The following is a 9,908-nucleotide window of genomic DNA, read 5'->3' on the forward strand; positions in this document are numbered from 1 at the left end:
CAGTTTAATCTCTGTTACTTTGCCGTTTTACCGGCACCGTCATTGCTGACGGGTCGCTCACTCAAAAAACTGACAGGCCACTACTTTCGTAGCGCCTATTTCATTATTTCTTGTGAACATTTGATATTTTAAGTATTACAGCAATCCGAGGATCGCTGCTGCACTGACATCAAATGTCCACACTTATCGACTGTTAATTGTTAAAGAACTGTATTCGGTTACTGCTTTCGCGCTATCGACAAAGCGTTGTGTTTGTCAGCTGCGAAGAAGGAAGAGTATGAAGCATTTCGCTAAATCCGTCAACACCTTCTTTACTACTCATCGCCGTTTCCGGTGATCCTCAAGTGCCGCAGTGACTGCGTCTCATTGGGGAGGCGAACTATAGCAAAGCCGCCCAAGGGCGGCAAGCTTTATTTCAGCAATGCTGCCACCGCCATGCCCATTTCGGTCGTACTGGCGCTGCCACCCATGTCCGGCGTACGTGGTCCATGCTCGAGCACCTGCTCGATGGCGCGCACAATCGCGTCATGCGCCGCCGTGTAATTGGCGTCGCCATTGCCGAGGAAGTCCAGCATCATGGCGCCCGACCAGATCATGCCGATCGGGTTGGCGATATTCTGGCCATAGATATCAGGTGCGGAACCGTGTACAGGCTCGAACACGGAGGGGAACGTGCGCTCCGGATTGATATTGGCCGACGGTGCGATGGCAATCGTCCCCGTGCAGGCGGGGCCCAGGTCGGACAGGATGTCGCCAAACAGATTCGAAGCGACCACCACGTCGAAACGCTCGGGGCTTAATACAAAGCGGGCCGCCAGGATATCGATATGGTATTTGTCCCAGCGCACATCGGGGAAGCTTGGGCCCATCGCTTCCACCCGCTCATCCCAGAACGGCATGCTGATGGCGATACCATTCGACTTGGTCGCCGATGTCAGGTGTTTTTTAGGTCGGCTTTGCGCCAGCTCAAACGCATACTTCAAAATGCGGTCGACACCCTTGCGCGTAAAAACGGATTCCTGCAGCACCGTTTCGCGCTCCGTCCCCTCGAACATGCGCCCGCCCACCGATGAATATTCTCCTTCCGTGTTTTCACGCACGACATAAAAGTCGATATCGCCCGGCTTCTTGTTCGCCAGCGGACATGGCACGCCCGGCATCAGCCGCACGGGACGCAAGTTGACGTATTCGTCGAACTCGCGCCGGAATTTCAACAACGAGCCCCACAGCGAGATATGGTCGGGCACCTTGTCCGGCCAGCCCACGGCGCCAAAATAGATGGCGTCGAAATCCTTGAGCTGGTCAAACCAGTCCGAGGGCATCATCTGGCCATGCTCGAGGTAGTAGTCGCAATTTGCCCATGCCATCGTCGTGAACTGCAGGTCGATATTGAAACGACGGGCGGCGGCGGCAACAACACGCAGCCCTTCCGGCATGACTTCATTGCCTATGCCGTCGCCGGCGATGACTGCGATTCTGTGTGCGGGCATGAGCTTCTCCTGTTGATAGATGGATGCATTGATGATACTGGCACTACATCAGAATACAATCAGGGGATTCATAACCCTAGTATCCACATTTCGTGGTCAATCAATGAAACATACGCCGCTGCTGGAAGACTTGCGCCTGTTTTGCCAGGTCGCCCATAAAACCAGTTTCGCCGCCACGGCGCTGGAACTGGGCATTTCCAAGGCCGTTGTCAGCAAGCGCATCGGCATGCTGGAAGCGGCGTTGCAAGTACGTTTGCTGCACCGGACCACGCGCCGGGTCAGCGTCACCGATCACGGCGAGATCGTTCGGCAATGGGCGCAGCGCATCCTGGAAGATGTCGAGCAGATGGGAGAAGCGGTCGCGCAGTCGACAGTGCAGCCGCAGGGCGTGTTGCGTATCTGCTCCAGCTCCGGTTTCGGACGCAACCGGCTCGGTCCCGCACTATCCCAGCTGGCACAGCAATATACGGACTTGAAAATACAGCTGGAATTGCTCGACCGCCCCGTTGACCTGCTGGGCGAAGGTTTCGATCTCGACATTCGCATCGGAGTGGTACGCGAGCCGGACCTGATCGCCCACCGCATTGCCAGTAACCAACGCGTACTGTGCGCCGCGCCCGCCTATCTGGCGCAACGCGGAACACCAAGCACCCTGGCGCAATTGCGCGAGCATGACTGCATCGTCATTCGCGAGCGCGACCAGGATGGGCGGCGCTGGAAACTGCAAGGGCCGCAAGGATTGGAAACGGTAAAGGTCGATGGGCCGCTATCGGCCAACAACGGCGAGATCGTTCATCAGTGGGCGCTCGACGGCCACGGCATCATCTTGCGCTCGGCATGGGATGTGGAAAGCAGCCTGGCGCAAGGCAAGCTGGTGCGCATTTTGCCCGCGTATCAACAGGCTGCCGATGTGTGGGCGGTGACCACCTCGCGGCTGTCGAACTCGGCCAAGGTCAGGGCCTGTGTGCAATTTCTGCAGCAGTGGCTGCAAGCCCGGGCCTGATGAGCTACGCCAGCCGTCTACACCAGGCGCGCCACATCGGGATACAGACGCGCCAGGGTATCGGAAGTAATAGACGATATGACGGGCAAAACGCGCTCGGCGGCTTGCTCCGGTGATTTTTCCCGTCGCATTTCCTTCCACAACTCGAGCAAAGCAGCGTCATGGCGCGCCACCGCCTGCTCGACCTCATCTTGCCAGAATGCGGGCGCCTCGCCTTCCACAAAGTTGCCGCGGCCACGACCAAAGTGCGCCACCGCCAAGTAACGCAGCACGCCCGCCACCACCAGGGTACGCAGGAAGGCATCCGTAAATTGCATCGTGGGCTCATTGCGATCCGTGCCGGAATTAAAACCCCAGGCGGCACCCGCAAACGTCAGCGCACCGACCACGCCGCCAAGCAAGGCGCCCGTGCCCAAGGTCAAGCCGCCGGAAATCAGGTCCGCAGACAAGCCCGTCGCGGCACCGGAAATCATGGCGCCCAGAAGACCCGCTTGCGCCTTGTCGATCGGCGCGCGCACGGCAAAATTTTCCCGTATCCGGCTATTGATCTTATGCGCATCGGTCGGGTCGAGTTTGTGCAGGATCAAAAGTTCACGCGTGGTCATGCCGCTATGCGTATTGAGTCGCGCCACCAGGCTGGCCATGGCCTTTTCCTGGCGTTGCTGCTCTGCATTCTTGCCGATACCCACAACCTGCAAGGCCGATTTCAGCAAGCCCTTGGAGACGGGCTCGATGGCTTCGCGATCCTGTCCAGCCACCGCCAGCTGCGTGGCCAGCAACTGCATGGCTTGCTGAAAACGTGCCGTATTCTGCGCTTGCCACGCAGCAAACAAGCGCGCATAACCAGCTTGCTGCGACTGCGGCAACAATTTACCCACGGCTTCGTAAAACACGCGTTCATGTACCCAGCAGCGGGCAAAGGCATCGAGCGCCAGGACGTCGCGCACGATGGGATACTGCTGCAAATGCTCGCGCCAGCGCGCCTGCTCGCCGTGCTCCTCATTGCCGGGACGCGGCGGCCCCATCTGATTAAGCAAGACCACCACGGGCTTATCCAGCCAGGCAAGGATTTTCATTTCCGCCGGCAAGTAACCCGCATCCCTGGGATGTTCGGACGAGTTGACCAGGTACAACACCACGTCGGCAGAGTCCTTGGCCGTGCGCAACGCTTGCTGGCTGAGCCAGAACGGGCGGTCCCGGTAACGGTCCAGCACTTCGCGCAGGAACCAGCCGATGGGATTACCCGACTGCCCCAGGCGCTTGAGCAGGCGCACGGAGTCGCCAAAGCCGGGCGTGTCCCACAATTGCAAAGCATCGCCCTGGGGCGTGGTCAGCAAGGTATGCGATTCCGCAAACACGGTCACGTGGGCGGCGTCGCGCACTTCGCCGACATCCACGCCCACCAAGGTACGCGCCAGGGTGGTCTTGCCATTATTCGTGTGCGAAATCAGCGCAAACTGAATCTGCACCGCATCCTCCTGCACATCTTTATTCACATTCACACTCATGCTGCCGCCGATACTTTCAGCCCGACACCGGCGTCGAGCGGATGCAGGGCAGGATTGAGCAAATTGACCCGGGTGGCCGTGGTTTTGTGGAAATGGCAGAACTGTTGCCACAAGGCGACTCGCTCCGCCAAGCGGGCGGCGCTGTCCGCTTGCTCGCCTGCATGTTCCAGGTAGCTCGATTCATCGATCAGCACGGCAATGCCGCGTGACGACGATTGCACCAGGTAATCGAGGAAGGCGCCGTGATTTTCCTTTTCCGGCGTCGCCGTCAGGTTGAACAGCACGGCCGTGATATTGACTTGTGGATCATTCAGGTCCGTGCCGCGCAAGACGTCCTGCGGCTCTTCGCCATACGACGTCGACGGGCGCAGCATCATGCGACCCTGCTCGCCGAACAGCATGAGGGCGATTTGTCCCAGGCCCTTGTGGCGCGCTTCATCGACAGTAAAGCTATATGGCAAGACGCGCAGCATGCCGCCCGTGGCCACGCCGATACTTTCATTGAGCTTGCGGAAATACGGTTGATCAAGATCCAGCGGAAAGTGCTTGGCCAGGCGCGCGGCGCGCCAGTTGTTGACCAGGGCAAGGATCAGGCGGGGAACGACCACTAGCAGGAAAATCGTTGCCGCATACAAATGCACCCAGCGCGCGCCGCCTTCCACGGTGGTCGTTTGCGGGAAGCGGAGCGCTTCGATTTCCGCCAGCGAAAACCCTTGTAAATGAAACAGGGCGATGGCTGGCGCGAACAGGGTCGAAAGCAGGCCGTGCACCTGGCCAGCATTCAGAAACGTGCTTTCCCAGCCGGCCGCGTATTGCGACAGGAAACCACGCGCATACAGCGAGGCGACGGCGCCGATGGCAAACATGGCGGCGCTCAGGTGGATGGTACGGCTGAGGCGCGCGGCCGTCAGCTTGGCGCTCAAATGCGCCCATTCGCCCATGAAACTGAGCAAGCCAGAGGACAGGGCGTGGGGCAGTTTGCGCGGCAAGGCCAGGCGGCCCACGCTCAGGTGGCGCACCAGTCCCGCTTTCGGCCAGCCAAGGGAATGCGAAGGAATGCATAGCCAGATCAGCAAGCCCAGGTAGACCAGCACATTCCAGGCGATGATCAGCAGCAAGGGCGCGGACAGCAAGTCGACGCGATGGGGATCGGTGATCCGATCGAGCCCGGCGCCCAGCAACAAAGCCAGCAGGGGCAAGGCCAACGCCAGGGTTTTCATGCCGTTACGGCGTTTCGCGAAGGCCGCGAAGGCCGGCGTGCGCTCGGTGATGCGCTTGAGGATCAGTTCAGAGCGCTGTTGCAGGAAATCGTCACCCGTCACTTCGGCCTGCTTGCCCGAAGCTTGCCACTGCGCAAGCTCACGCGCGCTGCGGCTGGCATACATGCGGTCGTCCTCGCTGAGGACTTCTTTGTTCTGGTCGGCCGTCTCGATCGCACGGACCAATACCACTTCTCTCGCAATCTGCTCGTTCATGGTGCTCCTGTTTTTGTATGAAACGACAACTACACAGGCAGATTGTGACGTACTTTTGTGTTTCAGGCCAACGCGTCCTCACCCCGAAACAAGTTATGCAGCAGATATATCAGGAAAGCAGCGATCCAGGCAGACCACAAGGTGTGCGTAAAAAACTGCGCACCCTGCAACTGTTGCTGCCAGCCCAGCACCAAACCACATGACAACATGACAATAGCGAGCAGCAGCGCCGTGCGTGGCCGTCCGGGCAGACAGAACAAGGGCAAGGCCAGCATCCACCAGGCTGTGTTCGCCTGCGTGCCGGGCAGGCAGGCCATGGCTGATGCGCTGGCCGGCAATGTTTCCAACAGGCGCGTATACGGCGCCAGTCCACCATAGCGCAACAACTCTGTGGGGCACGGCACGTCGCTGAAGGAGGAGAGCAAATAGATGCTTAGCGGCACGAAGATCGCCGACAGGGCCACGACGCGCAAGGCGCTGCGGCGTGAGGCAAGCCAGGCCAGCGGATGCAAGGTGTCCCAGATGGCCAAGCCGATCAAGGCGGCACCAAACAAGATCATGCCCAACTGAAAATTGCCCGCCCACGTGCTGCCAACGCCAAAAAATTGCCCGCGCGCCTCGTCGAACATGCTGTCGGCGATCATGAGGTCGAGGTTGCTGTAATTACCGATCCAGAGTATCAGCATGGCCGACAGCATCAGGATGCTATCGATGCCTTTCGGCGTTTTGACGAGTTTAAGCTTGGCCAGCATGGGTGCACACATTTGCTTGATGAGAATGGAAGTCATCGTACAGTGTGAATATGAAGAGAACATGACGGTGCCCGCCGTGCACAACATGTGGAGATAATGACAAAACCAGCAGACGTAAAAAAACCCCAACCGGATCACCGGAAGGGGTTTTTCGAATAACAAGCCTGACGATAACCTACTTTCACACTGGTTGCAGCACTATCATCGGCGCAAAGTTGTTTCACGGTCCTGTTCGGGATGGGAAGGGGTGGGACCAACTTGCTATGGTCATCAGGCATAACTTGTACTGGCATTTGTCCTCGGTGGAGCGACAAGGCCTGAATCTGGAAGAAGCAAAGATCGGGGTAATGAATGGTATCAACACACACGCAACGTTGTACCGTCTTATCCTCTGTACCTGCTAAGGTTATAGGGACAAGCCGTACGGGCAATTAGTACTGGTTAGCTTAATGCATTACTGCACTTCCACACCCAGCCTATCAACGTCCTGGTCTCGAACGACCCTTCAAAGAGCTCAAGGCTCTGGGAAATCTCATCTCAAGGCAAGTTTCCCGCTTAGATGCTTTCAGCGGTTATCTCTTCCGAACTTAGCTACCCGGCAATGCCACTGGCGTGACAACCGGTACACCAGAGGTTCGTCCACTCCGGTCCTCTCGTACTAGGAGCAGCCCCCTTCAAATTTCCAACGCCCACGGCAGATAGGGACCAAACTGTCTCACGACGTTTTAAACCCAGCTCACGTACCACTTTAAATGGCGAACAGCCATACCCTTGGGACCGGCTACAGCCCCAGGATGTGATGAGCCGACATCGAGGTGCCAAACTCCCCCGTCGATATGAACTCTTGGGAGGAATCAGCCTGTTATCCCCAGAGTACCTTTTATCCGTTGAGCGATGGCCCTTCCATACAGAACCACCGGATCACTATGTCCTACTTTCGTACCTGCTCGACTTGTCAGTCTCGCAGTTAAGCACGCTTATGCCATTGCACTATCAACACGATGTCCGACCGTATCTAGCGTACCTTCGAACTCCTCCGTTACACTTTAGGAGGAGACCGCCCCAGTCAAACTGCCTACCATGCACTGTCCCCGATCCGGATAACGGACCAAGGTTAGAACCTCAAACAAACCAGGGTGGTATTTCAAGGTTGGCTCCACGAGAACTAGCGTCCCCGCTTCAAAGCCTCCCACCTATCCTACACAGATTGGTTCAAAGTCCAATGCAAAGCTACAGTAAAGGTTCATGGGGTCTTTCCGTCTAGCCGCGGGTAGATTGCATCATCACAAACATTTCAACTTCGCTGAGTCTCGGGAGGAGACAGTGTGGCCATCGTTACGCCATTCGTGCAGGTCGGAACTTACCCGACAAGGAATTTCGCTACCTTAGGACCGTTATAGTTACGGCCGCCGTTTACTGGGACTTCAATCAAGAGCTTGCACCCCATCATTTAATCTTCCAGCACCGGGCAGGCGTCACACCCTATACGTCCACTTTCGTGTTTGCAGAGTGCTGTGTTTTTATTAAACAGTCGCAGCCACCAGTTTATTGCAACCCTTTCACCCTTCCACAGTAAAGTGGTCAAGCTACCGGGGCGTACCTTTTCCCGAAGTTACGGTACCAATTTGCCGAGTTCCTTCTCCCGAGTTCTCTCAAGCGCCTTAGAATACTCATCTCGCCCACCTGTGTCGGTTTGCGGTACGGTCTCGTATGACTGAAGCTTAGAGGCTTTTCTTGGAACCACTTCCGATTGCTTCGTGAATAAATTCACTCGTCCCATCCCCTTGAATCCTGCGCCCGGATTTGCCTAAGCGCCTTCTATGAGACAGAAACTGACTATTCCAACAGTCAGACAACCTTCCGCGATCCGTCCCCCCATCGCATCATACGACGGTGCAGGAATATTAACCTGCTTCCCATCAGCTACGCATCTCTGCCTCGCCTTAGGGGCCGACTCACCCTGCTCCGATGAACGTTGAACAGGAAACCTTGGGCTTACGGCGTGGAGGCTTTTCACCCCCATTATCGCTACTCATGTCAGCATTCGCACTTCTGATACCTCCAGCATCCTTTACAAGACACCTTCGCAGGCTTACAGAACGCTCTCCTACCATATGCTTACGCATATCCGCAGCTTCGGTGACTGGCTTAGCCCCGTTACATCTTCCGCGCAGGACGACTCGATCAGTGAGCTATTACGCTTTCTTTAAATGATGGCTGCTTCTAAGCCAACATCCTGACTGTTTTAGCCTTCCCACTTCGTTTTCCACTTAGCCAATCTTTGGGACCTTAGCTGGCGGTCTGGGTTGTTTCCCTCTTGACGCCGGACGTTAGCACCCGACGTCTGTCTCCCAAGCTCGCACTCATCGGTATTCGGAGTTTGCAATGGTTTGGTAAGTCGCAATGACCCCCTAGCCATAACAGTGCTCTACCCCCGATGGTGATACTTGAGGCACTACCTAAATAGTTTTCGGAGAGAACCAGCTATTTCCAAGTTTGTTTAGCCTTTCACCCCTACCCACAGCTCATCCCCTAATTTTTCAACATTAGTGGGTTCGGACCTCCAGGGCGTGTTACCGCACCTTCATCCTGGCCATGAGTAGATCACTTGGTTTCGGGTCTACACCCAGCGACTGATCGCCCTATTCGGACTCGATTTCTCTACGGCTTCCCTATCTGGTTAACCTTGCCACTGAATGTAAGTCGCTGACCCATTATACAAAAGGTACGCAGTCACGGAACAAGTCCGCTCCTACTGTTTGTATGCACACGGTTTCAGGATCTATTTCACTCCCCTTCCGGGGTTCTTTTCGCCTTTCCCTCACGGTACTGGTTCACTATCGGTCGATTACGAGTATTTAGCCTTGGAGGATGGTCCCCCCATATTCAGACAGGATGTCACGTGTCCCGCCCTACTTGTCGTACGCTTAGTACCACCGGTCCGATTTCACATACGGGGCTATCACCCGCTATGGCTCCTATTTCCAGAGGATTCTGTTATCGGTCCGACTATCACGTACAGGCTCTTCCCATTTCGCTCGCCGCTACTTTGGGAATCTCGGTTGATTTCTTTTCCTGCAGCTACTTAGATGTTTCAGTTCGCCGCGTTCGCCTTGCATACCTATGTATTCAGTATGCAATACCCTAAAAGGGTGGGTTGCCCCATTCGGAAATCTGCGGATCAAAGTGTGTTTGCTCACTCCCCGCAGCTTATCGCAAGCTACTACGTCCTTCATCGCCTGTAATCGCCAAGGCATCCACCATGTGCACTTATTCGCTTGTCCCTATAACGTTAGCCTCTGACAACCGAAGTCATCAAAGAGCGCTACAGGGATAAGAAAGTACAACGTTGTTGCTTGTTTGTTGATACATACAATCATTACCCATCGATTCACCTTTTACGATAAACCGATCAATAAATAATCTTTACTTCTTCCAGATTGTTAAAGAACATACAGCACTTGGTCTCGAAAAGACCAAACCTAAATCCCGGCGCACTATCTGCACTGATTTACGTTTGAACTTTTGGTGGAGGATGACGGGATCGAACCGACGACCCCCTGCTTGCAAAGCAGGTGCTCTCCCAGCTGAGCTAATCCCCCATGTTTGCTACGGGTGCTACAGAAACTGGTAGGGCTGGTTGGACTCGAACCAACGACCCCCGCGTTATCAACACGGTG

At 56.0% G+C, this 9,908-nt stretch carries 5 protein-coding genes, 1 tRNA gene and 2 rRNA genes; 1 reads left to right on the plus strand and 7 read right to left on the minus strand.

What is annotated here, in order from left to right; all coding sequences use genetic code 11:
• Positions 1-410 precede the first annotated feature (410 nt).
• Positions 411-1,490, minus strand: a complete 1,080-nt coding sequence (locus tag J0O65_RS26705; RefSeq protein WP_215410152.1) for a tartrate dehydrogenase — start codon at positions 1,488-1,490, stop codon at positions 411-413.
• Positions 1,491-1,521: 31 nt separating this feature from the next.
• On the opposite strand from J0O65_RS26705, the gene J0O65_RS26710 reads away from it, so the two are divergent.
• Positions 1,522-2,493: a LysR family transcriptional regulator gene (locus J0O65_RS26710; protein WP_502793601.1), complete on the plus strand. Its 972-nt coding sequence runs from the start codon at positions 1,522-1,524 to the stop codon at positions 2,491-2,493.
• A 17-nt stretch (positions 2,494-2,510) separates the two neighbouring features.
• Here J0O65_RS26710 and J0O65_RS26715 read toward each other — a convergent pair whose 3' ends face one another.
• The 6 genes from J0O65_RS26715 to J0O65_RS26740 all read right to left on the minus strand — a co-directional run bounded on the left by J0O65_RS26715 (position 2,511) and on the right by J0O65_RS26740 (position 9,830).
• Complete coding sequence (locus tag J0O65_RS26715) at positions 2,511-4,001, minus strand: DUF3482 domain-containing protein (protein ID WP_215410153.1); 1,491 nt, start codon at positions 3,999-4,001, stop codon at positions 2,511-2,513.
• On the minus strand, positions 3,998-5,476 hold the full coding sequence (locus tag J0O65_RS26720) for a DUF2868 domain-containing protein (protein ID WP_215410154.1): 1,479 nt from the start codon (positions 5,474-5,476) through the stop codon (positions 3,998-4,000). The genes J0O65_RS26715 and J0O65_RS26720 overlap by 4 nt, the downstream gene beginning before the upstream one ends.
• A gap of 62 nt (positions 5,477-5,538) precedes the next feature.
• Entirely contained in the window at positions 5,539-6,228 is a 690-nt protein-coding gene (locus J0O65_RS26725; RefSeq protein ID WP_215410155.1) for a phosphatase PAP2 family protein, read from the minus strand.
• 162 nt (positions 6,229-6,390) lie between these two features.
• A 5S ribosomal RNA gene (gene rrf, locus J0O65_RS26730) occupies positions 6,391-6,503 on the minus strand.
• A gap of 135 nt (positions 6,504-6,638) precedes the next feature.
• Positions 6,639-9,512 (minus strand): 23S ribosomal RNA (locus J0O65_RS26735).
• Positions 9,513-9,754: 242 nt separating this feature from the next.
• A tRNA-Ala gene (locus J0O65_RS26740) sits at positions 9,755-9,830 on the minus strand.
• Positions 9,831-9,908 lie beyond the last annotated feature (78 nt).

Source organism: Janthinobacterium sp. JC611 (assembly GCF_018682595.1).
Lineage (GTDB): Bacteria > Pseudomonadota > Gammaproteobacteria > Burkholderiales > Burkholderiaceae_D > Janthinobacterium.

What these genes read in the sequence shown, in the direction of transcription:
- J0O65_RS26705 (WP_215410152.1), bottom strand. Translation starts at nt 1,490, where the DNA reads ATGCCCGCACACAGAATCGCAGTCATCGCCGGCGACGGCATAGGCAAT.
- J0O65_RS26710 (WP_502793601.1), top strand. Translation starts at nt 1,522, where the DNA reads ATGATACTGGCACTACATCAGAATACAATCAGGGGATTCATAACCCTA.
- J0O65_RS26715 (WP_215410153.1), bottom strand. Translation starts at nt 4,001, where the DNA reads ATGAGTGTGAATGTGAATAAAGATGTGCAGGAGGATGCGGTGCAGATT.
- J0O65_RS26720 (WP_215410154.1), bottom strand. Translation starts at nt 5,476, where the DNA reads ATGAACGAGCAGATTGCGAGAGAAGTGGTATTGGTCCGTGCGATCGAG.
- J0O65_RS26725 (WP_215410155.1), bottom strand. Translation starts at nt 6,228, where the DNA reads ATGCTGGCCAAGCTTAAACTCGTCAAAACGCCGAAAGGCATCGATAGC.